This window comes from Collinsella sp. TF09-1AT (genome assembly GCF_003436895.1).
Taxonomy (GTDB): Bacteria; Actinomycetota; Coriobacteriia; order Coriobacteriales; family Coriobacteriaceae; genus Collinsella.
The window spans coordinates 198,120-223,720 of record NZ_QSRC01000001.1 but is presented as its reverse complement, the minus strand read 5'-3'; the positions used below and the strand labels follow the sequence as shown (position 1 = coordinate 223,720).

The window sequence follows — 25,601 nt, the reverse complement described above, 5'->3', positions numbered from 1 at the left end:
TGCCAGTAGAAAGGGCTGCATCGAATGATTGTGTTTTCCGACATGGATGGAACGCTGCTGACGAGCGATAAGCAGATGAGCGACGCCACCTGGGCGATGCTCGACGAGCTCGCACGCCGCGGTATTGAGTTTGTGCCCTGCACGGGGCGCCCGCTGTCGGGCGTCTTTGAGCCCATCCTCGCCCATCCTGCCGTGCACTACGCGGTCTGCGCCAACGGTGCCAGCGTCTGGCAGCTCGACGACGGTACGCCTACCGATGTCTCACGTGCTACGCGCATTTTGAGCCGACCGCTCGACCGCGCCATCGCCCACCGCGTCCATAGCATTGCCGCCGGCCACGATGTGACCTTCGATATCTTCGCGGACGGGCAGTGCTTCCTCCCCCGCCCGCTCTACACGCGCCTGGACGAATTCTGTGGCGGCGATCCTCACATCGCGGCTTCGCTCAAGCGCACGCGAACGCCGATCGACATGGATATCGACAGCAAAATCGACGAAGTCGAGGTGCTCGAGCGCATCGCCATGTACTGGCACGACCCGGCCGATCGCGACGCCATCTCGGCTGAGCTCGACACGCTCGGAGGCATTGAGGTCACGCGTTCGTACGCCATGAATATCGAGGTCATGGGCGAGGGCGCCACCAAGGGAACAGCCCTCACGTGGCTATGCGAGCACCTGGGCGAGCGTCTCGCCGACGCCTGGGCGTTCGGCGACAACATCAACGACATCCCCATGCTGCAGGCAGCGGGCCACGGCATGGCCATGATCAACGGCGAACCCGAAGACCGCGAGGCCGCCGACGCCATCACCGAATACGACAACGACCACGACGGCGTCGCCCGCACCATCATGGCCGCCCTCGCCTAGCAGCAGCAACCCGGCAGTCATTGGGGACGTTCTTAAATGGCTAGTCGCTGGCGGCACTCATTTAAGTCTGTCCCCAATGAGTGGTTTCACTTACTTAAGTCTGTCCCCAACTACCGGTCTAGCAGATGCTCTTCAGCACGCGACGGAGCTCATGCTGAACGGCGTGGTCACGGTTGCAGCCTACGACGCGATCGGCAACCGCTTTGAGCGCGGGGCGCGCGTTTTCCATCGCGCAACCCGTGCCGACAAAGCGAATAATCTCGTAGTCGTTCATCGAGTCGCCAAACGCCATAACCTCATCGCGCCCAATGTCATAATGCTCCGCGAGCTGCGCAATACCCGAAGCCTTCGATACACCGGGCTGCATGGCGTCGATCCACGCGTTGCCCGAAGGCGCAAAAGTAAAGAGCTGACCGAGTTCGCGCTGTAGTACGTAAGCGCTGTCCATAACAGCACCGTCATCGCAAAAGATACTCGCTTTGATGATATTTACGCTGGGATCGGGCAGCTCCCAAATGCGCTCGGCATTGGGAAGGTCCTTATCGACCTCGCGCACGAACTTGCTCTCGTCATCGAGCAGGAAGGACTTGGCTCGGTCAAAGAGCGCAAGATGCAAATTGGGAAACGTCCTGACGGCCTGGGCGAGTTTTCGAATCGCCAGGTGCGAATACACCTCGCGGTCTACCATTTTGCCGTCGGCGTAGACCTGGGCACCGTTAGCTGCGACAAAGTCCATCTTGTCGCGAACGGGCGCAAAGAACTCGCACAGGCGATCGTAGCGGCGGCCTGACGATGCGGCAAAATGCACGCCACGCTCGCGTAGCGCCAAAATTAGTTCGTAGGTCTCGGGAGGCACCTGGCCGTTTTCGTCAAGCAGCGTGCCGTCCATATCGGATGCAATCAGTTTAAACATAGAAAAGCTCCCTTCGGGCTTGTTGGAATCGAACGTGTATCCGATTCCAACGTACCCAAAGGGAGCTCAAATATAAGACGCCGCAGTCATAAACGTTACATAGACCCGGCAAATAGCTCATGCGTGCCAGAGGTCTCACGGTCGCGGCGTCAGGCGACACGCCAAAGAGTGTCCCCGACGACTAGTCGTTTAAGAACGTCCCCAATGACTAGTCGGCGTAGGTGAAGGTTGTAACGTCGAACATGCCCTCGGGGCGGATGCGGAGCGTCGGAATGACCGGCAGGGGCAGGAAGATGATGCCCATGATGGGGTCGAGCGGCGGCTCAATACCCATGGCGCGCGCCTTGACCATAAAGTCGTCGTGCTGCGCGGCGACATCCTCGGCCGTGCCCTCGCTCATCAGGCCGCCGAGCGCCAGAGGAATGCGCGCCACGACCTCGCCGTTGCGCACCAGCACGTGGCCGCCCTGGTCAACAGCCTCGACGGCAGCCATCATATCGGTCGCGTTGTCGCCCACCACGCACACGTTATGCGAGTCGTGGCCGATCGTCGAGGCGATAGCGCCGCCCGTGATGGTAAAGCCGCGCACCCAGCCGCGACCGATGTGCTTGCCAACAAGACCCAGGCCCGCAGGACCATCACCGTCGGCGCCCTCGGCTTGCAGCGACACGCCGCGGCCGTGACGTTCGATCAGCATAATGCGGCGCAGGCCCTCGTCAGTCTCGGGACGAACCATGCCCGTGATAGCCATGCCCGGGATCACATCAATAACCGCCTCGCCCGGCTTAAAGGCATAATCGAACACGTCAAGCGAAAGCTTCGGCAGCTTAACGGAGGCGCGCAGCTCATCGGCAAGGGCCGCAACCTCGGCCATCTCGGGTGCAATCTCGCCCACAAAGGCGCCGTCCTGTGCCACGAGCGCACCGGCGGCATACACGCGATGCGGAGCCGCGACAAACGTCAGGTCGTTGAGCACCAGCAGGTCGGCGCGCTTGCCCGGGGCGATCGCGCCGCGGAGCTCATGCGGGTCACGACAGCCGTGGTCCAGGCCAAATGCCTCAGCCGTGGAAAGGGACGCCATGGAGATAGCGACCACCGGGTCGATGCCGGCCTCGATGGCCACGCGGCAGGCATTGTCGATCATGCCGGTCGAAAGAGCATCGGAGGGAGCGCGGTCGTCGGTCGCAAAGCAGCAGCGGCGGGCGCGGGCAGGGTTCTCCAGCAGCATCGGGGACAAATTGGCCAGGTCGTGGCTGCACGTGCCCTCACGCAGCATCACATACATGCCGCGGGACAGCTTGTCGAGCGCCTCCTCGGGAATCGTCGACTCGTGGTCGGCAATGATGCCTGCCGCGGCATAGGCGTTGAGATCCTTGCCGGCAACGAGCGGGGCGTGACCGTCGACCTGCTTGGACGGCGTCTGGTTGGCAGCGTCGATACGAGCACGGGTCTCGGGATCGGCCATAAAGACGCCCGGCAGGTTCATCATCTCGCCCAGGCCAAAGACATCACCCGGATGCTCGGCAAAAAACGCCTGCATATCGGCGGCCGAAATAACGGCACCGGCCTGCTCATCGGGCAGCGCGGGCACGCACGAAGGCATCATGTACTTGATGGAAATGGGCGCGCGACGGCCGTCCTCGATCATAAAGCGCAGGCCGTCCAGGCCGGAAACGTTGGCGATCTCGTGGCTGTCGGCGATGGCAGTGGTGGTGCCGCGCGTCGCCGCCATGCGCGCATACTCGGCGGGACGGATGTTCGAGGACTCGATATGCAGATGTCCGTCGATAAAGCCGGGGGCGATATAGCGACCCTGGCAGTCAATGACCTCAGCCGCCTCGTAGGTGCCGGCGGCATCGTCGCGACCGTCGTAGAGCACGCCGACGATTACGCCGTCCTTGACGGCAACGCTACCGGGCGCCACGCGCTGGCCATATACGTCGACAATCTGCGCATTGGTAAACAGCGTGTCGACGGGCACGCGGCCCTCGGCAGCATCGATCACAGACCTCATGATCTCAACGGACATACATACTCCTTTAACTGTAGAAATAGCTGCGGAGCGGACAAACCTTCACCGCAGCAAGCCAATAGCCATTGTATGCCCAAAAGGAGGGCCAGGAATACACCCCCTGCAAATGACGAGAGTGGACAATCTCCCACTTTGAGCCCGCAGACAGGCAAAAAACGGGAGATTATCCACTCTCAATCTGCGGGCACTCATTTAAGTACGTCCCCAATGAGTGCCCTAAAAAGGCCGCAGTCGGGAATCCCGGCTGCGGCCTTGTTGCACTTGTAAGGTCAACTCGCTCGTTAGACCAACTTGAAGCCCTTGCGCTTGCCTACGGAGAGGGTGTCGCCCAGCTTGAGGGCGCTCGGGTCGATGTTGTAGCTCTTGGGAGCCACCGCCTCGCCGTTGATCTTGACGCCGCCGCCGTCGATATCGCGGCGGGCCTGACCGGCGCTGGCCGAAAGGCCCAGGTCCTTGAGCAGGCCAGCGAGGTAGATCCGGCCCTCGTCATTGACGGTCAGCTCAACATGCTTCTCGGGGAAGTCGGCGAGCTGACCCTCCTTGAACACGCGGTCGAACTCGGCCTGAGCCTCGTCGCCGGCACCGGCGCCGTGGTAGGTGTCGCACAGGTCGCGGCCCAGAGCGCGCTTGAGCTCATAGGGATCAGCAGAGCCGTCGGCCAGAGCAGCATCGATCTTGTCGACCTCGGCCGGGGTGAGCGAACTGGCCAGACGATAGTACTTGCCAATCATCTCGTCGGGGATGGACATGGTCTTGCCGAACATATCCTTGGGAGCATCGGTCAGGCCGATGTAGTTGCCATAGGACTTGGACATCTTGCGCACGCCGTCGGTGCCCTCGAGCAGCGGCATGGTAAGCGCGATCTGCGGCTCCATGCCCATCTTCTCCATAAGCTCGCGGCCAGCGAGCAGGTTGAAGAGCTGATCGGTGCCACCCATCTCCACGTCGGCCTTAATCTGAACGGAGTCGAAAGCCTGCATCACGGGGTACAGAAACTCGTGCAGGGCGATCGGCGTCTGGGACTGGTAGCGCTTGGTAAAGTCGTCGCGCTCAAGGATGCGGGCGACGGTAAACTTGGAGCACACCTGCAGCAGGCCGGCCAGATCCATCGAAAGGATCCAATCGCCGTTGTGCACGATGGTGGTCTTCTCGGGGTCCAGGATCTTCATGGCCTGGCTCACATAGGTCTCGGCGTTGGCCTCGATCTGCTCCTGCGAAAGCTGCGGACGCGTGGAGTTCTTGCCCGAGGGGTCGCCGATCAGCGCGGTGCCGTTGCCGATGATAAGGGTGACGTTGTGGCCCAGGTCCTGGAACTGGCGCATCTTGCGCAGCGGCACGGCATGGCCCAGGTGCAGATCGGGGCTGGTGGGGTCGACGCCGAGCTTGATGTTGAGGGGCTCGCCCTTCTCAAGCTTCTTGCGAAGGTCGGCCTCGGGGACGATCTTCGCAGCGCCCGAGGTGATGATACGCATTTGCTCGTCAACAGGCAGCATTGGGTATCCTCCTTTTGCTATAGCACCCTCACCGGATACGGCGGTGCTGGAAGTTCATAAACTCACTTATGATAACCAAAACGGCGCGACGCGGCACCTATGTCAGGAAAATCCTCGTCCTGCCGCGTGCATCGATGGCAACTGGCAAACGCGTGCCATCCCGCTCAACCAGATAGCGCGCCTGCCGACGACGCATGCAATCGTGACAACATACCCCGGCTTGCGCCGCATCGGTGGCGCAAGCCCCCTCGGCGGTCAGCAGGCAGTGCTCGCACACCATGAGCTCGGTGTGGTCGGCATCGACGGGGCCCAGAACACCAAGTTCGGCCGTCAGTTCGGCAATACGCTCCGCATCATTGCCGAGTAACTCGGCCGGCAAGTACACCCGACCCGCGCCGAGCCCACGTAGCCAGGCAAGCGTAGTCCGGTTCGCACAGAACACCGGCGCCGCCACGTCAAACGTCACGCCCAGCTCGCGAGCGATCACCACCTGTCCCAGGTTGCGGCAGACGACGCGCCCGGCACGCTGCATCAGTGAGCGGGTCCGGTCAGCGTCACCCGTGCGGCACACTTCGTCGAGCACCACAACGGCGTCGGACAAATCGAGTTCTCCGCGCGGGTCGGCATCCATCAGCTGCCAAGCAAAAACCATGCGAGCGGGAACCGCGCACTCCACCAACTCCGTCGACGCACCGCCATCCACCGCAACGTCCTCAAAGGGCAGTACCTCAACGGCACGCGCAACGGGCGCAATCGCATCTGCCTCGGCCCGCATGCGCTCCAACATCGCCGCCGTCTGATCCAACACGCCGGCGCTGCGAATCAGGTACACCTCGCAGCCCGTGTCCACCTTACGCTTGCAATGCACGACAACGCGTTCCCCCGCCGCGGCACTCACCGGGCAGGGCACCTGCGGCCAGCGCTTGGGCACATCGGGACGCGCGTCGACACCCGGATAGAACCGAATCTCGAGCGTGTCACCCGCCGCCACGGCGGCGTCGAGCTCAACGGCCACCTCTTCGTGGCCCACAGCGACCAAGCGCCCCACGCGCACGCCCTGGTTGATTGCACGCTCAAAGCTCATAAGCTCGGCGCCCGAACGCCCTCGCAGGTACGCATCGGTAAACCCACGGTTAAACGACCTTCCCAGCTCGCGTTCGAGCGCCGGCACCGCATTGGCATCCCACGTGCCGTCGCGCAGCATATCGAGCGCGTGACGCCACGCCCTCACCACGTTAAAGACATAGTCGGGATTCTTCATGCGACCCTCGATCTTGAGCGACGCCACGCCGGCGGCAACAAGCTCGGGCAGGTGCGCAATGCCCAGGTAATCACGCGGACACAGCAGACGGTCCCCCTCAACGGCGACGACGCTCTCCCCCGCCTCGTCCACTAGGTCGTACGCCAGGCGGCACGGCTGTGTGCAGTCCCCGCGCATCGCCGAGCGCCCGCGTCTCAGGGCTGAGAACTCACAAGCACCCGAGTAGCCAATGCAGATGGCCCCGTGGCAGAACACCTCGATAGGCACGCCCGTACCGCACAAGGAGGCAATCTCGTCGACCGTCAGCTCGCGTGCCGTCGTCACGCGCTCGACCCCCAGCTCATCGGCGGCAAGCCGCACGGCGCCTTCGCTATGAACGCCCGCCTGCGTGGACAGGTGAATCTCGACGCCGGGAATCGCCGCACGCAGCGCGCACACCAATCCGGCATCGGCAACAATCAGGGCATCGGCGCCCAGCTCCAGTGCATGAGCTCCCAACGCCACCGCGTCGGACAACTCATCGTCAAACACGAACACGTTGAGCGTCACGTACACACGCACGCCATGGGCATGCGCCACGGCACAACCGCGCGCAAGCTCGTCATCCGTAAAGCCATGGGCGCTCACACGGGCGTTAAAGTCGCCCAACCCCGCATAGATGGCATCGGCGCCCGCGGCGATGGCCGCAAGCATCTGGTCGAGTCCGCCCGCCGGCGCCAGCAGCTCGGGCAGCGCCGCACCGGCACCATCCAATCCAGTCTCGTATTGTCCGCTCGGCCCCATCGTCCGAATCGCCATCGGCAAACTCCTTACCAAGGTATGCATTCACTCTGAAAAATGCCGTCTTCCAGCATACACGAGGCCTCGCGCGCCCCGTTTGGTTTATCGTGTAATAACTTATGTCCATCCTGCCCCGACGGCACATCCACCGTCCGGCACGACATACCTGGAGGTCAATATATGGGTCCTCGCCAACGACAGGGACGCAGCCGTTCAAAGACGCATGCCCTGCCCATAATCCTGCTCTCGTTTTTGGGCTTTCTGCTTATCGCGGGCGTGGCATTTGGCATCGGCATGGTCGGCAACGTCAACCGCTGGCTGTCCGATCTGCCCGACTACACCGACGCCAACGCGTATCTGGTGAGCGAGCCCACCGAGATCGTCGACTGCAACGGCAACAAGATCGCGCGCTTCTACACGCAAAACCGCAAGTCCATCACCAAGGACGAGGTCTCCCCCTACGTGCTGCAGGGCACCGTTGACGTCGAGGACGAGCGCTTCTACGAGCACGGCGGTATCGACCTGTGGGGTATCGCGCGTGCTGCGGTGGCAACCCTCGGCGGCGGGCACGAAGGCGCCTCGACTATCACCCAGCAGCTGGTGCGCAACACCATCCTGCAGGAGGAGCAGTTCGACTCGACCATCGAGCGTAAGGTGCGCGAGGCCTACATCGCCGTCAAGATGGAGGACATGTACTCCAAAGACGAGATCCTCATGATGTACCTCAACACCATCTATTACGGCCACGGCGCCTACGGCATCGAGGCCGCAGCCGAGACCTATCTGTCCAAGAGCGCCGCCGACCTCACCCTCAGCGAGGCCGCGCTGCTCATCGGCCTTCCCAACTCGCCCTCGCAGTACGACCCCACGGTCAACCCCGACCTGGCGCTGTCCCGTCGCAACAAGGTCCTTGACAACATGTTGCGCCTGGGCCACATCGCGCAGGAGGAGCACGATGCCGCACAGGCCGAGCCCATCACCCTCAACGTGACCGAGATTTCGGGCAGCGGCGTCGACATATACTCGCAGCCCTACTTTGTCGCCTATGTTAAGCAGCTGCTGGAGCAGGAGTTCTCGACCGACGTGCTCTTTAAGGGCGGCCTGACCGTCAAGACCACCATCGACCCCACCATGCAACAGGTGGCCGAGGAGGCTGTGCGCTCGCAGCTCGACACGCTTTCGCTCGACGGCCTGGACATGGGCATGGTCGTCGTAGACCCCAAGACCGGCTACATCAAGTGCATGGTGGGCGGCTACGACTACAACGCCGACGAGAATCACGTGAACCACGCTACGGCAAAGCGCCCCGTGGGCTCCACGTTTAAGGCCTTTACGCTGGCAACTGCCATCCAAAACGGTATGAACCCCAACGTCACCCTCAACTGCAACTCGCCTCTTACAGCCAAGGGCACTACGACCAAGGTGCAAAACTATGCCAACCAGAGCCATGGCAACATCACGCTTAAGCAGGCAACGGCATACTCATCCAACACCGGCTACATTCAGGTGGCAGAAGCCATCGGCAACAACAAGATCATGTCGCTCGTCAAAAAGCTCGGCATCGACCCCGCCAAGGACAATATCGAGGACGTTCCCGTCATGACGCTCGGCACCGGGTCCATCTCGCCGCTCGAGATGGCATCGGCCTACGCCACTTTTGCCAACGGCGGCCATTATCGCCAGCCGATCGCCATCACCGAGATCGACTCGCGTACCGGCTCGGTTCTGTACCAGCACACCGACAATCCCACGCAGGTGCTCACCGAAGGCGAGGCTGCCGCGGTTACCGACGTTCTATCCGGCGTCATGCAGGGCAGTGGCACGGGTGCCGCCGGCGCGCTGAGCGTCAACCAGCCCTATGCCGGCAAGACAGGTACCACTGACAACACCACCAACCTGTGGTTCTGCGGCTACACGCCGCAACTGGCATGCGCCCTGTGGACCGGTTATTCCGCAGGCGAGATTCCCATCCAAAAGTACGGTACGGACCTGCTGGGCGACAGCACCAACCTGCCCGTCTTTAAGAAGTTCATGAACACTGTTTTGGCCGGAACCGAGCGCGAGGAGTTCCCGACCGGAACGGCGCCCACGTACAAGAACAATAACGTCTGGAAGTTCTACGGCACCAACAACACCAAGAAGACGGAAAGCGACGAGGACGAAGACAAGGACGAAGAGGAAACCACCACCACGACGACCACAACGACCACGACCACCGAGACCACAGGCGGCGACACCACCGGCGGCACCGGTACGACCGGTGGCTCGACGGGCGGCTCCACTGGTGGTTCGACCGGCGGCGATGGCGGCACGCCTACGCCTACGCCCACTCCCGACCCCTCGCCTACGCCCACTCCCGACCCCTCGCCCACGCCTGACGATACGGTCGGCTAGAAATCATCCGGCCATAAGCAACAAGGCCCCCGAGCAGCTTATTAAACTGCTCGGGGTCCTTTTAGTTTAAAGCGACCTGGTGGGCGGTCTTTATGCCTGCAAACAAAAAAAAGGGGGTACCGGCCAACGTCGATACCCCTTACAAGCCACTATGTCAGCGCATGCAGGGCCAAGCGCACGACCCGCACGCCTACTTGCGAGAATTGCTCAGCTTATTGATCAGCGCCTCGAGACGCTCGCCGTCCTCGGCCGTCTGGGCAATAACCAAAATCGTATCGTTGCCGGCAAGCGAGCCAAGCACATCGGGCAACTCTGCCGCATCAACGGCGGCGGCGATGCCAGAAGCCGTGCCAGGCTGAGCCTTGATCATAACCAGATTATCGGTGCGCAGAACGCCCGTTACGAGCTCGGAAACCATACGCTGCAGGTGCAGGTCCTCTGCCAGAACATAGATGCCCTCAGGGAGCTTACGCAGCCCCATATCGGCAATATCGCGAGAGACAGTCGCCTGCGTGCAATCAAAGCCCATAGCGCGGAGCTCATCGACCAGCACGCGCTGCGTGCGGACGTCCTTATTGCGCACAATATCTCTAATGGCATCCTGGCGCCCATTGCGTTTTTTAGCCATACAAACCCTCACTCCAAAAGATGGCGGAGACAATCAATCAATGATTGAATAGTTTAACGCTATTTGAAAGCTTTTGTGTATAAGAACGCATTTCGAAACAATTCCATGCAAGTTTGTTTCGAAATGAGCGCCCCTAGGCAGTTTTGGCACCAGTTCGGTTAAGAAAAGCAGCCAAATGCGTATACATCACGCAACGCGTAGGCTTCGCGCTTGCAATTGGCCCAAACAACAAACCGAGTCCGCGGTGGTCATCCTTAAGCGCCGCAACCATCTGACGAGTTCGGGGTGCCTCAAGCATATCACGCATACGGGCGGAGCGTTCAATTGATGACACCCCATGCGGGCTCAGACACAAATTCTCGATGCAGGCGACCAGTCCGGCAAAGTAGAACTTCTGGCTTGCCAGCATGAGCCAACCACCGCTATCTGCTTCCGAGAGTGAGTCCGCAAGCTCATCGAGCGCTCGGGTGTCATCGGATACCTTGGCATACATGGTGGGATCAAAGGCATCTGTAAGCTTAGGCGCCGCCGCGTGGAAACAAGCGTCGCCGCATCCGGAGACGTGCTGTGCCCGCGAGAGCGCACACGCCATAAACCCAACAGTGCGAAACGTCTTATCGCACAAAAGGCATGCTTCAAACAGCGGACGGGTGTACATCACGCCAGAGACTTGAGCAACCAGGCCGCCTAAAATCAACTGAGGCAGCCCGGCCACCATCGAAGATTCGCTATCAATGGAAATATGAGTAGCATCCAAGACGCGCGAATGGCGCTCTCGATGTGCATCATAGCGGTCGAGCGACACCGTGGGGAAGACTATGTCTGCCGCAGTATCGCACGCGATATCGACCATCTTGGAAAGGGCGTGCGGAGCAAACCACTCATCGGCGTTCATGGCGATGATTTGAGAGCCGCGCGAGGCATCAAAACCGGCACGAAGACAAGCGCCGCGCTTAGCGTCCTCGACGTCAATCAAATCAATATGGATGTCCCTGTCGGCAGCAACTTGAAGCGAATGGCGTACACCGGGCGCAGCATCGCGGCAGACAACGACAATCTGCAAATCATAGAGGTCTTGGTTCTGGATACTCTCGAGCGCACGCATCGCATAGCTGGGCGAACCTTCTACCACAAGGATCACCGAAAGTCGCGGATGCGAGCCACGTCGAACCAAGTTATCCGTCCTCTCGACAGCAGTGAATCAAACTGTCGTTCATGGTACACCCCGGCAATAAAAGCAATGAGACACCGGTTGTATTGCACGCCAAGAACAGATGTTGCACACGCGCAGCCCACAGATGACAGGTGTCGACACACGACGCGTCGAGCCCTCCCCTAGTCGAGCACGACAAGCTCGGCGGGATCGTAATCCACGCCCATAAACGTAAGGCCGCAGGCAGGAGCCGTGGGGCCCGCAGCGGTACGGTCGCAAGCATCGATGACCTCACGCATCCACCCAGGTTCATGGCGATGCACACCAATCTCGACAAGCGTGCCCACGATCGTACGGACCATCGAATGCAGAAACGCATTGCCCTCGATGGTGAACGTCAGGATGTCCTCGCCAAACGCAACCTCATGGCCAAACTCGGCACGCATCACGCAGCGATGCGTGGGCTTGCCAACAGCCGAGGCAACCTTGCAAAAGCTTTTGAAGTCCTGCTCGCCCAGCAGCGCGGGGCAGGCAGCAGACATAGCCTCAACATCCAAGGGATAGCGATGCCACCACACGGCACCGCGGGACAGCACGGGGCGCGCATCTCGATCGGCAATACGGTACGTATACGTACGGGAACGCGCGTCAAAACGTGCAGAAAAGCCTTTACGGGCCTTGTAGACCTCGTTTATGGCGATATCTTTGGGCAGCAGGGCATCCATAGCCCGCAGCCACCTACGGCGCGTACACGCGAGCTCAGCGTCCGTTACGGGCACGCTGATGTACTGAGCCACGGCATGCACACCGGCATCGGTACGCCCCGCGCATGTCAGATCGATCGGGCGGCGAAGCAGCGTCTCGATGGCTCGACGCAGCTCACCCGCAACCGTCGTCTGTCCCGGCTGCTCGGCAAACCCGCTATACGACGAGCCGTCATAGGCGACGCGGAATACAAGGGTGGCGTCAAGCTCGAGAATCGAATTGAAATCAGACGGCGCAGTCATGGGCGCTCCCAACAAACAAGCAACGGTATCGCGACAAAAAAAGAGGGGTACGCGAACGTACCCCTCGAATATAGCCTATGCAGACGGAATGTCTACTCAGCGGTCTCCTCGACAGCCTCGACCTTCTTGGGAGCAGCGGCCTTCTTGGGGGCCGGAGCAGCCTTCTTAGCCTTAGGCGTGCAAGGCTCGGTGACGAGCTCCATGATAACGATGGGAGCGTTGTCGCCCTTGCGGTTACCGAGCTTCATGATGCGGGTGTAACCGCCGTTGCGGTCCTGCCACATGCCCTGAGCAGCCTTGTCGAAGATCTCGGCAACGAGCTGCTTATCGCCGAGCTTGGCGATAGCCAGACGACGAGAGTGCAGGTCGCCCTTCTTGGCCCAAGTGATGATCGGGTCGACGACCGAACGCAGCGCCTTAGCGCGGGTCTCGGTGGTCTTGATGCGGTCGTTCTCGAAGAGGGCCTTAGCAAGGCTCTTCTTCATGGCCTTGGTGTGGCTCGCATCGGTGCCGAGCTTCAGGCCCTTCTTAACGTTGTGACGCATGGTCTAGTTTCTCCTCAAATATGCGAAGCATTAAGCCTTCAGGCTCAGGCCCATGGACTCAAGCTTGTCCTTCACTTCCTCGATCGACTTAACACCGAAGTTACGGATGTTGAGCAGATCGTTCTCCGAGAACTCAACGAGCTGACGGACCGAGTGAATGCTGGCGCGCTTAAGGCAGTTGTAGGAACGGACGGAAAGGTCCAGATCCTCGATCTGCTTGTCCAGCTCGGCGTTGTCGTTGGTGACCTCGGGAGCGAAGATCGAAGCCTCCTCCTCGACCTCGGGGGTCTCGGCAAGGTTCATAAAGGCGGCCATATGCTGGTTGATGATATTGGCAGCCTGGACCACGGCGTCGCGCGGGGCGATGGAACCGTTGGTCTCGATCTCGAGGACAAGGCGGTCGTAGTCGGTGTGCTGACCGACACGGCAAGCCTCAACGAGCTTGGCGCAACGGGAAACCGGCGAGTACAGCGAGTCGACGTGGATCACACCGATGGGATCGTTGTCGCGCTGGTTAGCCTCGCCAGAGACATAGCCGCGGCCATAGCCGATGCGCATGCTCATGGTGAGATGGCCACCCTCGGTGAGCGTAGCAATGTGCTGCTCGGGGTTGACCAGCTCAAACTCGGACGGAATAAAGAAGTCCGCACCGGTGACCTCGCAGGGGCCGTCAACCGAGATGGTGGCGGTCGCCTCGTCGGTCGTGCCGAGAGCCCTGAAGACAAGACCCTTGACATTCAGGACGATGTCGGTGACATCCTCGACCATGTTAGGGATGGTCATGAACTCGTGCTGCGCACCATCGATCTGAATAGCCTCGACGGCGGCACCCTCGAGCGAGGACAGAAGAACGCGACGAAGGGAGTTACCCAGCGTATCGCCGTAGCCACGCTCGAGCGGCTCGACGGAGACACGAGCAGACGTCTCGTTGATCTCTTCGACCTGAACCTGAGGCCTAATGAATTCTGACATGTATTACCTCCAGCCTCAGCAGCCCGGATGGACTACTTAGAGTAGAGCTCGACGATGAGCTGCTCGTTGATATCACCGCTGATCTGCTCACGCGTCGGCAGAGCGAGCACGTTACCAGACAGCTTCTCGATATCGACCTCGAGCCAGCCAGGGACCTCAAAGCGCTCGGAGGAAATCAGGGCCTCCTTGATGGGGAGGAGGTCACGGAACTTCTCGCCGACAGCGACGACGTCGCCGGCCTTGACGCGGTAGGACGGGATGTCCACGCGCTTGCCGTTCACGGTGAAGTGACCGTGACGGACGGACTGACGAGCCTCTTTGCGGGTGCGGGCGAAGCCAAGACGGAAGACGACGTTGTCGAGGCGAGACTCAAGGATAATCATGAGGTTCTCACCGGTGACGCCGTTCATCTTACGGGCCTTGTTGAAGTAGCCGTGGAACTGCTTCTCCAGAACGCCATAGATGAACTTGACCTTCTGCTTCTCGCGCAGCTGCATGCCGTACTCAGATTCCTTGCGACGGCGCTTGGGCTGACGGATAGATTCCTTCTTGCTGCTGTAACCGAGCTCAGCGGGATCGATCCCGAGCTGACGGCAGCGCTTAAGAACAGGAGTCCTGTCGATTGCCATATTGATACGATCCTTTCAGTTACACGCGGCGACGCTTCTTGGGGCGGCAGCCGTTGTGCGGAATGGGGGTCTTGTCCTGGATGCTCGAGACCTCGAGGCCAGCAGCCTGGAGGGAGCGGATGGCGGTCTCACGACCGGAGCCGGGGCCCTTGACGAAGACGGAAACCTTCTTCATACCGTGCTCCATGGCCTGCTTGGCAGCAGCCTCGGCAGCCATCTGGGCAGCGAACGGCGTGGACTTACGGGAGCCCTTGAAGCCCACCTGGCCAGCCGACTTCCAGGAAATGACGTTGCCCTGGGGATCGGTGATCGAAACGATCGTGTTGTTGAACGTAGAACGAATGTGAGCCTGGCCCACGGAAATGTTCTTACGGTCCGCGCGCTTCAGACGGGCAGCGCGAACGTTCTTCTTAGCAGTAGCCATCTATCTAGCGCTCCTTATTTCTTCTTCTTAGCACCGATCTGACGCTTCGGGCCCTTGCGGGTACGAGCGTTAGTGTGGGTGCGCTGGCCGCGGACCGGGAGGCCCTTGCGGTGACGAAGGCCGCGGTTGCAGCCGATGTCCATAAGGCGCTTGACGTTCTGGTTGCGCTCACGGCGGAGGTCGCCCTCAACCATGATCTGGTTCTTGTCGATATAATCACGGATAGCGTTAACCTCATCTTCGGTGAGGTCCTTAACGCGCGTATCCACGTTAACGTTGCACTCGACGCAAATCTTCGTCGCAGTGGTGCGGCCGATGCCGTAAATGTAGGTCAAACCGATCTCAACGCGCTTCTCACGCGGGAGGTCGACACCATTAATACGGGCCAACGTAGTCTCCTCTCTTAACCCTGACGCTGCTTATGACGGGGGTTCTCGCAAATGACGAGGACCTTGCCATGGCGCCTAATGATTTTGCACTTATCGCACATCTTCTTGACCGAAGGACGTACCTTCATCGTTCTTCCTTTCGGTAGCGCTCAAACTACTTCCCTACTATCTACTCGCCCAGCCGCAGGCGTTTAAAACTATGGCTGGTCTTCACACACAATCCGACCGTAGGTTGAGCTAAGCCTGCAGTCGGAAATGGAGTGCGTGTATGCGTGCCGCTATTTGTAGCGATAGGTGATGCGGCCGCGGGTCAGGTCGTACGGGGAAAGCTCCACGACAACCCTGTCACCGGGGAGAATACGGATGTAATTCATTCGGATCTTGCCAGAAATGTTGCACAGAACCGAATGACCGTTCTCGAGCTCGACCTTAAACATGGCGTTGGGCAGCGGTTCCTTTACCGTACCCTCGAGCTCAATTGCGTCTTCCTTCTTCACAAGCAATCATCTTTCTCTAGAAAACGACAGCGATTGAGTATTCTACAATACGTATGCACGCATCGTAATATCTTCGTAATGGCTCCACAACTACGTGGAACTTGTTACATTTGAAATGTAAAACAAAGCCGTTCCCTGATGCCCAAGATCGCCTTGAAATGAGAAGGAATAGACCTTGGGGTCATGCCTTCGAAATTGAAAGGCGAGGTTGGGCATCAGGGGGCGGCGACTTTTACATTTCACCGCCCTGCAAGGAACACCAAGCACCTTGCGCATCCGTGGTGAGAATCACCGGACCGTCATTGGTAATGGCGACGGTGTTCTCGTAGTGCGCGGCGGGCAGGTGATCGTTGGTCGTAACAATCCAACCGTCGGAGCCCGAGCTCACATGGTTGGAACCCATCGTAACCATCGGCTCGATGGCAATGACCATGCCGACCTGGAGGCGCACGCCCCTCCCCTTCTTTCCATAGTTAGGAACGTTGGGGTCCTCGTGCATCACACGGCCAATGCCATGGCCCACATAGTCGCGAAGCACGCCGTAACCGTGAGACTCGGCGAGAGACTGAACGGCATAACCGACGTCCCCGATATGGTTACCGGGAACAGCCTGCTCGATGGCAGCCTTAAGGCAATCGCGCGTAACCTCGCACAGGGCCTTAGCCTCGGGCGTGGGCGTGCCGACGAAAAACGTCCAAGCGTTATCGCCGACCCAACCGTCGACAACGGCTCCCGTATCGATGGAGATGATATCGCCATCGCGCAGAATCATGTCGGGGTTGGGAATACCGTGGACCACAGCATCGTTGATCGATGCGCAAATCGTCCCCGGGAACCCGCCGTATCCCTTAAAGGCCGGTGTGCCGCCATGCATGCGAATAATCTGCTCCGCGAGCTGATCGAGCTCAAAAGTCGAAACGCCGGGGCGCACCATGGCTCCAACGTGGCGGAGCGCCATCTTAGATAGCGCTCCTGCCTTCTTCATCTGCTCGATTTGCATTGCAGACTTAATCTTGATCATAGACCGAGGGCCTCTTTGACATCCCCGTACACGGTCTCGCGAGCCTGGTCACCGTTGACCGACTTGAGCAGACCCTGGCCACGATAGTAGTCGACGAGCGGGCTCGTGGACTTCTCGTAGACGTCGAGACGGTTCTTGATGGTCTCGGGCTTGTCGTCGTCGCGCTGATACATCTCGCCGGCACACTTGGGGCAGGTAGCATCGGCAGCGGTGCCGGTGTAACCGCAGGCGCGGCAGGTGCGACGCGAAGACAGACGATCGATAATGACCTCGGGGGCCACGTCGACCAGAAGGGCGCAGTCGATCTCGCGACCCATCGCGGAGAGCTCGGAATCGAGCGTCACGGCCTGGGCGGTGTTGCGCGGGAAGCCGTCGAGGATGAAACCCTGCTGGGCATCATCGGCGGCAAGACGCTCCTTGACAAGATCGATCACGAGCTGGTCGGGAACGAGCTCGCCAGCGTCCATGTACTTCTTAGCCTGAATACCAAGCTCGGTGCCGCCCTTGACGGCAGCACGCAGCAGGTCGCCCGTGGAAATGTGAGCGACGCCAAACTCGGCGACGAGCTCCTGTGCGACGGTGCCCTTACCGGCACCCGGAGCTCCGAGCAATACGAGGTTCATGAGCAATCCTCCTCTAGCCTATTTAAAGAATCCATCGTAATCATACATCTTGATCTGGCCTTCGAGCTTATCGACCGTGTCGAGCACGACGCCGACCATGATGAGGATGGACGTGCCGCCAAATGCCTGGATCAGCTGGTTACCCGTGAAAGAGAAGATGATCGAAGGCACGATGGCGATGAGCGCCAAAAAGACAGCGCTGGGAAGCGTGATCTTGTTGAGCGCGTTCTTGATGTAGGCCGCGGTAGCTCTACCCGGACGCACGCCCGGAATAAAGCCGCCCTGCTTCTTAAGGTTGTCGGCCGTGTCATCGGGGTTGAACACCATGGAGGTGTAGAAGTATGCGAAGAACACGATGAGGACAACATTAAGCACCCAGTTGAGCCAACCGGTCGAAAGCGCAGAGGCAACTGCCTGAATCCAGCCGATGCCGGGGAAGAACACGGCAATCTGAGCCGGGAAGTACAGTAGCGCCGAAGCGAAGATGATCGGCACGACACCCGCGGTATTGACCTTGATGGGCAGGTAGGTAGTCTGGCCACCCATCATGCGACGGCCCACGACGCGCTTAGCGTAGGAGACCGGAATGCGGCGCTGGCCACGCTCAAGGAAAACAATCAGCGGGATAACCAGCAAGATGATGGCGCAGATGATCACCATGGTGATGATGCCACCGGCATTGCCCTCGGTGCTGGAGAAGATCGCCTGCGGCAGACCGGCCATGATGTTCGCAAAGATGATCAGCGACATGCCATTGCCGATACCGCGCTGGGTGATGAGCTCACCAATCCACATGATCAGCATGGCGCCCGCGGTGAGCGTGCCGACGATCATGAGGTCGAAGATGATCTCGGGGGCGCCGGCGCCAGTAAAGCTGATGCCGAAGCTCTTAAAGAGGAAGAGGTAACCCACGGAGTTGAGGATTGCCAGAGCCAGGGTGAGGTAACGCGAATACTGCGTAATCTTGGTCTGACCGACCTCGCCCTCGCGGGCAAGCTCATGCAGGGAAGGCACAACGGCCTGGAGCATCTGGAGGATGATCGAGCTGGTGATGTAAGGCATGATGCCCAGGGAGAACACCGACACATAGCTCAACGCGCCGCCAGAGAAAAGATTCAGGAGGGCCATAGCACCTGCGGCGACCGAATTGTTATCGGTCGAGAAAAGGCCCAGCATCCCCTGGAAGGGAATGCCGGGCACAGGAACGTGCGCACCAATGCGGTACACGACGAGCATAGCTATGGTAAAAAGAATCTTTTCACGCAATTCTTTGATGCGGAAAGCATTCTTAAGACCATTTAGCACGGCAGCTCGACCTTTCCGCCAGCGGCCTCGATCTTGGCCTGCGCAGAAGCGCTGACCTTGTCGACCTTGACCGTGAACTTCTTGGTGAGCTCACCATTGCCGAGCACCTTGACGGGCTCGAACTCGCTCTTAGTGATGCGAGCGGCCTTAAGAGCGGCACCGTCGATCACAGCGCCGTCCTCGAACTTACGCTCGAGACGCTCAACGTTAACAGCGGTGTACTCGATACGACGGGGGTTGCGGAAGCCCGGAAGCTTGGGCAGGCGCATAGCCAGCGGAGTCTGGCCACCCTCGAAGCCGGCACCCTTGGTGCCGCCAGAGCGGGAACCCTGGCCCTTCTGACCGCGGCCAGAAGTGGTGCCGTGACCCGAAGAATTGCCACGGCCGACGCGCTTGCGGTTCTTGGTGGAACCGGGCGCGGGAGTAAGATCGTGAAGCTGCATTTGCTACTCCTCTACAATCTCGACAAGGTGCTTGACCTTGAAGATCATGCCGCGGACGGACTCGTTGTCAGCAATCTCGCGAACCTCGCGGATCCTGTGGAGACCGAGGGCACGGACAGTACGGACCTGGTCCTGCTTGCAACCGTTGGTGCTGCGGACCTGCTTGATCTTGATGGTGTCAGCCATGCTTAGTTCTCCTTACCGACGAACATCTCGGAGACCGTCAGGCCACGGCGAGCCGCGACGTCCTCAGGGCTGGAGAGCTCCTTGAGGCCCTCGACGGCAGCCTTGATGATGTTGAGGCCGTTGTCGGTACCGAGGGACTTGGACAGGACGTTCTTGATGCCAGCAAGCTCGAAGAGGGGACGCACAGCGCCGCCGGCGATAACGCCGGTACCCTCGACAGCGGGCTTGATGATGATGCGGCCGGCACCAAAGTGGCCGAGAACCTCGTGCGGGATGGTGCCCTGCTCGGTCACCGGCACGTGGAACATGTTCTTCTTGGCATCGAGAGACGCCTTGGAGATGGCCAGGGGCACCTCAGCGGATTTGCCCATGCCAACGCCGACGTTGCCCTTGCCGTCGCCAACGACGACGAGAGCGACGAGGCTCATGCGACGACCGCCCTTGACGGTCTTCGACACGCGGTTGATGTAAACGACGCGCTCCTCGAACTCGGAGGCCTCGCGCTGCTGCTTCTGATTACGAGCCATGTGCTACATACCTCCTAGAACTCGAGACCGGCGGCACGAGCACCGTCGGCGAGGGCCTTGACGCGGCCATGGTAGATACGGCCACCGCGATCGAAGGCGACCTTGGTGATGCCGGCCTCGATGGCGCGCTTGCCAACGAGCTGACCGACCTTCTCCGCAGCCTCCTTGTTCGAGGTGTGGGTGCCCTTGAACTCGGCCTCGAGGGTCGAGGCAGAGACGAGCGTCAGGCTGGAGCCCTTGCTGTCGTCGATGATCTGGGCATAGATGTTGGCGTTAGTACGGGTCACGCGAAGACGCGGACGCTCGGAGGTACCCGAGACCTTGCCGCGAACACGACGCTGACGACGCTTGAGGCCTTCCAGCTTCGCCTTATGCTTGTTCATACGTAAACTCCTAAAAAGGTTGATCTTGCCAGCACCTGACGGGGTGCTGGTCTTATGCGAGTGAGTCGGTTACGACTACTTGGCGGCCTTACCCAGCTTGCGGCGGATGTGCTCGCCAACGTAGTGGATACCCTTGCCCTTGTAAGGCTCGGGAGGACGATGGCCGCGGATCTCAGCGGCGATCTGACCGACCTGCTGCTTGTTGATACCCTTGACGTTCACGTGGGTGTTGTCGGGAACCTCGAAGGTGATGCCCTCGGGAGCCTCGACGATCACGGGGTGCGAGAAGCCCAGGGAGAACTCGAGGTTCTTGCCCTTCTGCTGCACGCGGTAACCGACGCCGGCGAGCTCGAGCTTCTTCTCGAAGCCCTCGGAAACGCCAACAACCATGTTGTGGATGAGGGCGCGGGTGAGGCCGTGGCGGGCACGGGTCTCACGCTCGTCGTCGGGACGGGAAACGGTGAGGACGTTGTCCTCGACGTTGATAGCGAGCTTCTCAAAGACATCGAGCTCGAGCTGGCCCTTGGGGCCCTTGACGACAACGTTGTTGCCGTTGACTGCCACTTCGACTCCGGCGGGAATCTGGACAGGCTTATTACCGATACGAGACACGGTGATCTCCTTTCCTTCTACCTACCGAGCGAATTACCAGACGTAAGCGATGATCTCGCCGCCGACGTTGTGCTTGCGAGCATCGCGGTCGGTCATGACGCCATGGCTGGTGGAAATAATGGCGGTACCAAGGCCACCGCGGACGCGGGGCATGTCGGCAACGCCGGTGTACTTACGCAGGCCCGGCTTGGAAATGCGGCGGATGCCGTTGATGACCTTAGCCTTCTTGGGACCATACTTAAGCGTGATGTGCAGAGTCTTCTGGGGAACGGTGTCCTCGACATCGTAGCCCTCGATGTAGCCCTCCTCGTGCAGAACACGAGCGATCTCGACGAGCTTCTTGCTGCTCGGCATGGAGACCGTGGCCTTGTTCACAGAGTTAGCGTTACGGATGCGCGTAAGCATATCTGCGATCGGGTCTGTAAGGTTCATACAGATTCTCCTTCGTTCTTGATGAACACGTGCTCTTGGTTCTTCGCCGCCCTTAACGGCAAAGCCTTTTTAGCGCGTTTTCCCTGTTCCAAACTGATGCTTGAAACGCTGGTAGTGACTTACCAGCTGGCCTTCTTAACGCCGGGAAGCTCGCCCTTGAGTGCAAGCTCGCGGAAGCAGACACGGCACAGGCCGAACTTGCGGTACACAGAGTGCGGACGGCCGCAGCGCTGGCAGCGCGTGTACTCACGAGTAGAGAACTTCTGCTTGCGATTGCACTTGACGATCATCGATGTCTTAGCCACTTATATCCTCCTCACATAGAGTATTGTTCGCCCCAAGCGCCGCCCCCTTGTGGGAACGGCGCTTATAGGGCAGGTGAACCTATTTCTTGAACGGGAAACCGAAGGCGTCCAGAAGGGCCTTGGCTTCCTCATCGGTGTTGGCGGTGGTCACGAAAGTGATGTCCATACCACGCTGGTGATCGACGGAGTCGAAGTCAATCTCGGGGAAGATGAGCTGCTCGGTGACGCCCATGGAGAAGTTACCACGGCCGTCAAAGCTCTTGGCGGAGATACCGCGGAAGTCGCGGATACGGGGGATCGCGACGGAGGTCAGACGATCGAAGAACTCCCACATACGGTCGCCACGCAGGGTAACCTTGCAGCCGATCGGCATACCAGCGCGCAGGCGGAAGGTAGCGATGGACTTGCGGGCACGGGTAATCATCGGCTGCTGGCCGGTGATGGCGCGCAGGTCGCGCACGGCACCGTCGATGGCCTTGGAATCGGTAGCGGCCTCGCCGACACCCATGTTCACGACGATCTTCTCAAACTTGGGGATCATCATGACGTTCTCGTACTGGAACTTGTCCTGAAGCTGCTGCTTGACCTCATTGTTGTACTTGGTCTTCAGACGCGGCACATACTTCTCTTCTGCCATTGTTCACTCCTTCTTGGGGTTTTAAGCACGGGGCGTGGCCACGATGGGTTGTCCTCGTGCCTCCTGGCTGCATCCGCGCCGCTCATGGCATTTCGCGGTTTGGACTCGACGCAGCAGGAGCCGACAAAACAATCGGTACTATACGCGCATCGGGAGCGTATTACCAGAAAAACCTCGTCTGCCTGCACAACTCCACAACTCCCCCGCACAAATATGACCCGCATGTGCCAGGGGTAGCTAATTTGGGACGGGGCTTTTTTAGCTACCCTGCGACAAGGTAGCTAAAAAAGCCCCGTCCCAAATTAGCTACCCCTGGGATGCGAGTAGCGCTTGCGGGGGACGAGCTTGGTGCGGCGTAGGTGGATCATCTCGGCGGCGATGGAGATGGCGATCTCCTCGGGGCAGAGCGTCTCGATGTGCGCCGCGGGAATCTCGGAGGCCGCGTTGGTGTAGGTGACCTTACTCCCCTCCTCCACCAGCGAAAGCCTGGGGCAGCCCGCAATGGTGCGGCGCGATTCCTCGCCATGGTACTCGGCAACGTCACCCTCGAGGGCTTGGATGACAAACGGTTCAAAGTCGATGACGAAGTCGCCGATACGTCGATACGCCAAGACGTCGGCAACCGACTGGAACAACGGCGTCTGGGTCGCGTCCAGGTGCAGTTAGCACAGGCAGATGGCTCCGCCGCAGATCATGCCGGTATCGGAGTTCTCGCCGCCCATGGTGTAGCGGACCAGACGCGATTTACCCCCGGCCAGCAGCTCGCGAGCCTCGTCCAGCGCAAAGAGCTCGATTTTGCCGCCGCCGACCGACGTCGCCTTGTCCGAAATATAGTTGATATAGCTGGCATCGCCGCGCGGGTCGACGTCGGCGCATTTAAAGCCCTCAGTCACCTGCACGCCGTCGGCCAAAAGGCCGCGCAAGCAGCCGTCAATCTGCGTGACCATGTACGGTTTGAGCAGAGCAAAAGCGGTTCGACCGCTAAGCAGCGACGATCCGCCATCCTTGCCCTTAAGCCCCATAAGGTCGGGAAAGAGACTCGCAGGGAACAGCACCGGCGAGGCGGGTTCACCGTTTAGGGCAAGACGCACGGGCGCGACGCCGCCGTTGGCCTTAAAAGCGCTTATCCCGCACGCCCACGATGCAAAAAGGGGGCACCCCGCCGGTTGGCAAAGTGCCCCCTTTACATGGTTTACCTCAACCCGGCTTTAGGCCTGGAACCAACGGGCGGCGTTGACCTCGCCGTGCTCGCAAGAGGCGTCTGAGATGTCGGCGGTCTTATAACGCAGCGACGCTTTCGTTATTTGCGTACAAGTGGGGTTTATGGCACAGTAAGCCCAAACTAATTTTTAGGAAGGCACCCATGACCCCCGCACAGATTGAGTTCTACAAGCGCCTTGCACACGGTCTGGCGCTCCAATTTGGCCCCAACTGCGAAGTCGTCGTCCACGATCTGGAGACCGAGGACGTGGACCACTCCATCGTAGTAATCGAAAACGGCCACGTCAGCGGGCGCAAACTGGGTGACGGCCCCAGCCATATCGTGTTTGAGTCCATGCACGAGGGCACCACCGACGTGCACGACCGCGAGCCATACCTCACCAAAACCACCGATGGCAAGCTGCTCAAATCGTCGACGATCTTTATCCGCAACGACGAGGGCAAGCCCGTCGGCATTTTGGGCATCAACTTTGACATTACGCTTATGAAGGCTTTTGAGCGTTCGCTCGACGCCTTTACCGGCACCGGCGGCACGGGCTACACCGAGCCCGAGCCCATTACCAAGAACATCGGCAACCTGCTCGAGGACCTGCTGCACGAGTGCGAGCAGTTTGTGGGCAAGCCCGCGGCGCTCATGACCAAAGACGAGCGTATTCGTGCCATTGGCTACCTCGACCGTCGCGGCGCCTTCCTCATTTCAAAGTCGAGCGAGCGCGCCTGCGAGTTCTTTGGCATCTCCAAATACAGCTTCTATAGCTACCTCAACGAGGCCAAGGCGGCGGCCGGCGACAAATAGTCAGCGCGCCTGCACCCCTCCCCTTTTTGGGCGCGAGTTCTGGAAAGCATGAATCCAAGACCGAGCCGCTTGGGAAGTTCCATATAATCGATGTCATTGGTATTTCGAAAGGGTGGAACAGAATGGCGTTGAGCAAGGCATCATGCACCGATCGCGGATTGATTCCGGCAATTGGTGGACATGTGCACCGCATGTTCGATGAGGGTGAAGACAACCTGTTTTCGCTGAGCCTTGACGACGTGATGGATGATCGCCCGTGGACCGCCGACGAACTCATGGGCGGCGGGGCTCGCCCGTCAAGTCCCAATCCCGCACTTGCGCCTAAGCCCGCATCTGCGCCGACTCCTGCGCAGTCGCCTGTTTCGACGCCCGCGCCTACGCCCGCTCCCACTTCGGCGCCCACGCCCGCTCCCCGCCCCGCAAGCGACCCGTCCGAAACGGCGGCATTTCTCGCTGCAGCGACGCAGGGCAAATCGGCCGACAGCACCGTCATGTTCAGCGCCCAGCAGTTGCCTGTTCCTGCGGCACGCAAGCCTCAGGTCACAAGGCTCGATGAGCCCGCTGCCCATCAGGTGGCCTACGATTCCTGGGCTGCAGCCGATCTGGATGAGACCTCTACCGGCATGCTGGCGCTCGACGTTCCAGTTAACCCGCTTTTTGCCGCCAACACGAGCGCCGCGGACTATGAGGGCGGTGCGGCATATTCCGATTATTCCGATGGCTATGATGGCACCGGTCGCATCGAGACCGAGGATTATGGCACCGCATCGAGCGATTATCTCAACGATCCGTACGCTGCCGCGCCTGCACCGGAATATGACCCGGAGGCCGCGTCCGCACCGGCGTATACCAAAAGCACGGGCGAAGAGCTCTTCGCCGATTATTACGCCGAGGAAAAGGCACTGCGTTTCTCGGAATTTCCGCAGGCAGTCAAGGTTGCCTTTATCGCCATTATCATTGCCCTGCTCGGCGTCATTGCGTTTGAGGGATTCCAGCTGTTCCGCGGCCCCACCCAAGCGGAGTCGGAGACCCAGCAAAAAGAGGACGATAACGAGTATCTGGACATCAACACCCTCAAGGGCGACCCCAACGACGGAGACGACGAGTAGCGAGGGTTAAGTGAGGG

The 25,601-nt window shown here is 60.0% G+C and carries 31 protein-coding genes; 4 read left to right on the top strand and 27 right to left on the bottom strand.

Annotated features, from left to right (window positions below):
* Positions 1–24: 24 nt before the first annotated feature.
* A complete protein-coding gene (locus DXC90_RS01045; protein WP_117734368.1) occupies positions 25–867 on the top strand; it encodes a Cof-type HAD-IIB family hydrolase in 843 nt (280 codons plus the stop codon).
* A 118-nt stretch (positions 868–985) separates the two neighbouring features.
* On the opposite strand, the gene DXC90_RS01040 is transcribed toward DXC90_RS01045, so the two are convergent.
* The 4 genes from DXC90_RS01040 to DXC90_RS01025 form a co-directional block, all read right to left on the bottom strand.
* Positions 986–1,780 carry a Cof-type HAD-IIB family hydrolase gene (locus DXC90_RS01040; RefSeq protein WP_117734367.1) on the bottom strand — a complete coding sequence of 265 codons (795 nt, stop codon included), beginning with the start codon at positions 1,778–1,780 and terminating at the stop codon, positions 986–988.
* Between the two features lie 208 nt (positions 1,781–1,988).
* A complete protein-coding gene (locus DXC90_RS01035; RefSeq protein ID WP_117734366.1) occupies positions 1,989–3,809 on the bottom strand; it encodes an adenine deaminase in 1,821 nt (606 codons plus the stop codon).
* Positions 3,810–4,093: 284 nt separating this feature from the next.
* Positions 4,094–5,305, bottom strand: a complete 1,212-nt coding sequence (gene tyrS / locus DXC90_RS01030) for a tyrosine--tRNA ligase (protein WP_117734365.1) — start codon at positions 5,303–5,305, stop codon at positions 4,094–4,096.
* Positions 5,306–5,402: 97 nt separating this feature from the next.
* Positions 5,403–7,364 carry a U32 family peptidase gene (locus tag DXC90_RS01025; RefSeq protein WP_158550189.1) on the bottom strand — a complete coding sequence of 654 codons (1,962 nt, stop codon included), beginning with the start codon at positions 7,362–7,364 and terminating at the stop codon, positions 5,403–5,405.
* A gap of 162 nt (positions 7,365–7,526) precedes the next feature.
* On the opposite strand from DXC90_RS01025, the gene DXC90_RS01020 reads away from it, so the two are divergent.
* Positions 7,527–9,740: a transglycosylase domain-containing protein gene (locus DXC90_RS01020; protein ID WP_117734363.1), complete on the top strand. Its 2,214-nt coding sequence runs from the start codon at positions 7,527–7,529 to the stop codon at positions 9,738–9,740.
* A 190-nt stretch (positions 9,741–9,930) separates the two neighbouring features.
* Here DXC90_RS01020 and DXC90_RS01015 read toward each other — a convergent pair whose 3' ends face one another.
* The 23 genes from DXC90_RS01015 to DXC90_RS09560 all read right to left on the bottom strand — a co-directional run bounded on the left by DXC90_RS01015 (position 9,931) and on the right by DXC90_RS09560 (position 23,549).
* Complete coding sequence (locus DXC90_RS01015) at positions 9,931–10,368, bottom strand: arginine repressor (RefSeq protein ID WP_006235280.1); 438 nt, start codon at positions 10,366–10,368, stop codon at positions 9,931–9,933.
* A 133-nt stretch (positions 10,369–10,501) separates the two neighbouring features.
* Positions 10,502–11,500 (bottom strand): glycosyltransferase, encoded by a 999-nt coding sequence (locus DXC90_RS01010; RefSeq protein ID WP_158550188.1) that lies wholly within the window; start codon positions 11,498–11,500, stop codon positions 10,502–10,504.
* Positions 11,501–11,703: 203 nt separating this feature from the next.
* Entirely contained in the window at positions 11,704–12,528 is an 825-nt protein-coding gene (gene truA / locus DXC90_RS01005) for a tRNA pseudouridine(38-40) synthase TruA (protein WP_117734361.1), read from the bottom strand.
* Positions 12,529–12,620: 92 nt separating this feature from the next.
* Complete coding sequence (gene rplQ / locus DXC90_RS01000; RefSeq protein WP_117734360.1) at positions 12,621–13,073, bottom strand: 50S ribosomal protein L17; 453 nt, start codon at positions 13,071–13,073, stop codon at positions 12,621–12,623.
* Between the two features lie 30 nt (positions 13,074–13,103).
* Positions 13,104–14,045: a DNA-directed RNA polymerase subunit alpha gene (locus tag DXC90_RS00995; RefSeq protein WP_117734359.1), complete on the bottom strand. Its 942-nt coding sequence runs from the start codon at positions 14,043–14,045 to the stop codon at positions 13,104–13,106.
* 32 nt (positions 14,046–14,077) lie between these two features.
* A complete protein-coding gene (gene rpsD, locus DXC90_RS00990) occupies positions 14,078–14,674 on the bottom strand; it encodes a 30S ribosomal protein S4 (RefSeq protein WP_006235275.1) in 597 nt (198 codons plus the stop codon).
* A 19-nt stretch (positions 14,675–14,693) separates the two neighbouring features.
* Positions 14,694–15,098: a 30S ribosomal protein S11 gene (gene rpsK, locus DXC90_RS00985; protein WP_006235274.1), complete on the bottom strand. Its 405-nt coding sequence runs from the start codon at positions 15,096–15,098 to the stop codon at positions 14,694–14,696.
* Between the two features lie 14 nt (positions 15,099–15,112).
* Positions 15,113–15,487, bottom strand: coding sequence for a 30S ribosomal protein S13 (gene rpsM, locus DXC90_RS00980; RefSeq protein WP_022094275.1), 375 nt, complete (start codon positions 15,485–15,487; stop codon positions 15,113–15,115).
* Positions 15,488–15,501: 14 nt separating this feature from the next.
* Positions 15,502–15,615 carry a 50S ribosomal protein L36 gene (gene rpmJ / locus DXC90_RS00975; RefSeq protein WP_006363204.1) on the bottom strand — a complete coding sequence of 38 codons (114 nt, stop codon included), beginning with the start codon at positions 15,613–15,615 and terminating at the stop codon, positions 15,502–15,504.
* A 150-nt stretch (positions 15,616–15,765) separates the two neighbouring features.
* Complete coding sequence (gene infA, locus DXC90_RS00970; protein WP_035137443.1) at positions 15,766–15,984, bottom strand: translation initiation factor IF-1; 219 nt, start codon at positions 15,982–15,984, stop codon at positions 15,766–15,768.
* A 232-nt stretch (positions 15,985–16,216) separates the two neighbouring features.
* The gene (gene map, locus DXC90_RS00965) at positions 16,217–17,005 is read right to left on the bottom strand and encodes a type I methionyl aminopeptidase (protein WP_117734358.1); all 789 of its coding nucleotides are present in this window, start codon (positions 17,003–17,005) and stop codon (positions 16,217–16,219) included.
* Complete coding sequence (locus DXC90_RS00960) at positions 17,002–17,628, bottom strand: adenylate kinase (RefSeq protein ID WP_055252238.1); 627 nt, start codon at positions 17,626–17,628, stop codon at positions 17,002–17,004. The genes map and DXC90_RS00960 overlap by 4 nt, the downstream gene beginning before the upstream one ends.
* A gap of 18 nt (positions 17,629–17,646) precedes the next feature.
* Positions 17,647–18,933, bottom strand: coding sequence for a preprotein translocase subunit SecY (gene secY, locus DXC90_RS00955; RefSeq protein WP_117734357.1), 1,287 nt, complete (start codon positions 18,931–18,933; stop codon positions 17,647–17,649).
* A complete protein-coding gene (gene rplO / locus DXC90_RS00950; RefSeq protein WP_006235267.1) occupies positions 18,927–19,376 on the bottom strand; it encodes a 50S ribosomal protein L15 in 450 nt (149 codons plus the stop codon). Before rplO ends, secY begins: the two co-directional genes overlap by 7 nt.
* A 3-nt stretch (positions 19,377–19,379) precedes the next feature.
* On the bottom strand, positions 19,380–19,562 hold the full coding sequence (gene rpmD, locus DXC90_RS00945; protein WP_006235266.1) for a 50S ribosomal protein L30: 183 nt from the start codon (positions 19,560–19,562) through the stop codon (positions 19,380–19,382).
* Positions 19,563–19,564: 2 nt separating this feature from the next.
* A complete protein-coding gene (gene rpsE / locus DXC90_RS00940) occupies positions 19,565–20,089 on the bottom strand; it encodes a 30S ribosomal protein S5 (protein ID WP_055252236.1) in 525 nt (174 codons plus the stop codon).
* Positions 20,090–20,103: 14 nt separating this feature from the next.
* The gene (gene rplR / locus DXC90_RS00935; protein WP_006235264.1) at positions 20,104–20,472 is read right to left on the bottom strand and encodes a 50S ribosomal protein L18; all 369 of its coding nucleotides are present in this window, start codon (positions 20,470–20,472) and stop codon (positions 20,104–20,106) included.
* A 75-nt stretch (positions 20,473–20,547) separates the two neighbouring features.
* The gene (gene rplF, locus DXC90_RS00930) at positions 20,548–21,084 is read right to left on the bottom strand and encodes a 50S ribosomal protein L6 (protein ID WP_006235263.1); all 537 of its coding nucleotides are present in this window, start codon (positions 21,082–21,084) and stop codon (positions 20,548–20,550) included.
* A 33-nt stretch (positions 21,085–21,117) separates the two neighbouring features.
* Entirely contained in the window at positions 21,118–21,516 is a 399-nt protein-coding gene (gene rpsH / locus DXC90_RS00925) for a 30S ribosomal protein S8 (protein ID WP_006235262.1), read from the bottom strand.
* A gap of 119 nt (positions 21,517–21,635) precedes the next feature.
* Positions 21,636–21,821: a type Z 30S ribosomal protein S14 gene (locus tag DXC90_RS00920; protein ID WP_022094280.1), complete on the bottom strand. Its 186-nt coding sequence runs from the start codon at positions 21,819–21,821 to the stop codon at positions 21,636–21,638.
* 79 nt (positions 21,822–21,900) lie between these two features.
* Entirely contained in the window at positions 21,901–22,458 is a 558-nt protein-coding gene (rplE, locus tag DXC90_RS00915; RefSeq protein ID WP_006235260.1) for a 50S ribosomal protein L5, read from the bottom strand.
* 302 nt (positions 22,459–22,760) lie between these two features.
* Positions 22,761–23,093, bottom strand: coding sequence for a hypothetical protein (locus tag DXC90_RS00910; protein ID WP_117734356.1), 333 nt, complete (start codon positions 23,091–23,093; stop codon positions 22,761–22,763).
* 27 nt (positions 23,094–23,120) lie between these two features.
* The gene (locus DXC90_RS09560; RefSeq protein WP_199406579.1) at positions 23,121–23,549 is read right to left on the bottom strand and encodes a hypothetical protein; all 429 of its coding nucleotides are present in this window, start codon (positions 23,547–23,549) and stop codon (positions 23,121–23,123) included.
* Between the two features lie 272 nt (positions 23,550–23,821).
* Here DXC90_RS09560 and DXC90_RS00900 point away from each other — a divergent pair, with 272 nt between their 5' ends.
* Entirely contained in the window at positions 23,822–24,475 is a 654-nt protein-coding gene (locus DXC90_RS00900; RefSeq protein WP_117734355.1) for a transcriptional regulator, read from the top strand.
* Positions 24,476–24,597: 122 nt separating this feature from the next.
* Positions 24,598–25,584 carry a hypothetical protein gene (locus DXC90_RS09555; RefSeq protein WP_117734354.1) on the top strand — a complete coding sequence of 329 codons (987 nt, stop codon included), beginning with the start codon at positions 24,598–24,600 and terminating at the stop codon, positions 25,582–25,584.
* Positions 25,585–25,601: the final 17 nt, after the last annotated feature.

Excerpts from the sequence above, each read along its gene's own strand:
- DXC90_RS01045 (WP_117734368.1), top strand. The coding sequence starts at position 25 with ATGATTGTGTTTTCCGACATGGATGGAACGCTGCTGACGAGCGATAAG.
- DXC90_RS01040 (WP_117734367.1), bottom strand. The coding sequence starts at position 1,780 with ATGTTTAAACTGATTGCATCCGATATGGACGGCACGCTGCTTGACGAA.
- DXC90_RS01035 (WP_117734366.1), bottom strand. The coding sequence starts at position 3,809 with ATGTCCGTTGAGATCATGAGGTCTGTGATCGATGCTGCCGAGGGCCGC.
- tyrS (WP_117734365.1), bottom strand. The coding sequence starts at position 5,305 with ATGCTGCCTGTTGACGAGCAAATGCGTATCATCACCTCGGGCGCTGCG.
- DXC90_RS01025 (WP_158550189.1), bottom strand. The coding sequence starts at position 7,364 with ATGGCGATTCGGACGATGGGGCCGAGCGGACAATACGAGACTGGATTG.
- DXC90_RS01020 (WP_117734363.1), top strand. The coding sequence starts at position 7,527 with ATGGGTCCTCGCCAACGACAGGGACGCAGCCGTTCAAAGACGCATGCC.
- DXC90_RS01015 (WP_006235280.1), bottom strand. The coding sequence starts at position 10,368 with ATGGCTAAAAAACGCAATGGGCGCCAGGATGCCATTAGAGATATTGTG.
- truA (WP_117734361.1), bottom strand. The coding sequence starts at position 12,528 with ATGACTGCGCCGTCTGATTTCAATTCGATTCTCGAGCTTGACGCCACC.
- rplQ (WP_117734360.1), bottom strand. The coding sequence starts at position 13,073 with ATGCGTCACAACGTTAAGAAGGGCCTGAAGCTCGGCACCGATGCGAGC.
- DXC90_RS00995 (WP_117734359.1), bottom strand. The coding sequence starts at position 14,045 with ATGTCAGAATTCATTAGGCCTCAGGTTCAGGTCGAAGAGATCAACGAG.
- rpsD (WP_006235275.1), bottom strand. The coding sequence starts at position 14,674 with ATGGCAATCGACAGGACTCCTGTTCTTAAGCGCTGCCGTCAGCTCGGG.
- rpsK (WP_006235274.1), bottom strand. The coding sequence starts at position 15,098 with ATGGCTACTGCTAAGAAGAACGTTCGCGCTGCCCGTCTGAAGCGCGCG.
- rpmJ (WP_006363204.1), bottom strand. The coding sequence starts at position 15,615 with ATGAAGGTACGTCCTTCGGTCAAGAAGATGTGCGATAAGTGCAAAATC.
- map (WP_117734358.1), bottom strand. The coding sequence starts at position 17,005 with ATGATCAAGATTAAGTCTGCAATGCAAATCGAGCAGATGAAGAAGGCA.
- DXC90_RS00960 (WP_055252238.1), bottom strand. The coding sequence starts at position 17,628 with ATGAACCTCGTATTGCTCGGAGCTCCGGGTGCCGGTAAGGGCACCGTC.
- rplO (WP_006235267.1), bottom strand. The coding sequence starts at position 19,376 with ATGCAGCTTCACGATCTTACTCCCGCGCCCGGTTCCACCAAGAACCGC.
- rpmD (WP_006235266.1), bottom strand. The coding sequence starts at position 19,562 with ATGGCTGACACCATCAAGATCAAGCAGGTCCGCAGCACCAACGGTTGC.
- rpsE (WP_055252236.1), bottom strand. The coding sequence starts at position 20,089 with ATGGCTCGTAATCAGAAGCAGCAGCGCGAGGCCTCCGAGTTCGAGGAG.
- rplR (WP_006235264.1), bottom strand. The coding sequence starts at position 20,472 with ATGAACAAGCATAAGGCGAAGCTGGAAGGCCTCAAGCGTCGTCAGCGT.
- rpsH (WP_006235262.1), bottom strand. The coding sequence starts at position 21,516 with ATGAACCTTACAGACCCGATCGCAGATATGCTTACGCGCATCCGTAAC.
- rplE (WP_006235260.1), bottom strand. The coding sequence starts at position 22,458 with ATGGCAGAAGAGAAGTATGTGCCGCGTCTGAAGACCAAGTACAACAAT.
- DXC90_RS00900 (WP_117734355.1), top strand. The coding sequence starts at position 23,822 with ATGACCCCCGCACAGATTGAGTTCTACAAGCGCCTTGCACACGGTCTG.
- DXC90_RS09555 (WP_117734354.1), top strand. The coding sequence starts at position 24,598 with ATGGCGTTGAGCAAGGCATCATGCACCGATCGCGGATTGATTCCGGCA.